This window comes from Oscillibacter sp. UBA6647 (assembly GCA_002455655.1).
Taxonomy (GTDB): Bacteria; Bacillota; Clostridia; order Oscillospirales; family Oscillospiraceae; genus Oscillibacter.
Map to the genome: position 1 here is coordinate 2917 of DKLF01000095.1, position 416 is coordinate 3332.

Consider the following 416-nt stretch of genomic DNA (forward strand, 5'->3'; position numbering starts at 1 on the left):
AAAGCTGAGTCGGCGGCTGGAGTTGCTGGCTGGCGGCGACCTTCATACAGAAGTTCCCCTGGTGGATTCAAAGGATGAGGTTGGGATTTTGGCAAGCTCTCTGCATAGCGTGGTGGAGCATCTGAATGGATACATCGAAGAAATGGGAACCGCTCTGGGGGAGATCGCGGACGGACAAATTTGCATCGACCTGCGGCAAAAGTACCTTGGCGATTTTACCTCTATAAAAAAGTCTATTCAAAGAATTTCCGACTCCCTGCGCCAGACGCTGACAGACATCAATCAGTCTGCAAATCAGGTGGATTCAGGGTCAAGGCAGATTTCGGAGGTTTCCCAGCACTTGGCGCAGGGATCGCAGAAGCAGGCCGGCTCTGTGGAAAATCTTTCGTCCACCATCGCGGAAATATCGGTTACTG

1 protein-coding gene is annotated in these 416 nt (G+C 51.9%); it reads left to right on the top strand.

The window, feature by feature from the left end; genetic code table 11:
• Positions 1-416: HAMP domain-containing protein (locus tag B2W96_RS06725; RefSeq protein ID WP_293009517.1), on the top strand; the 416-nt coding region annotated here is incomplete at both ends.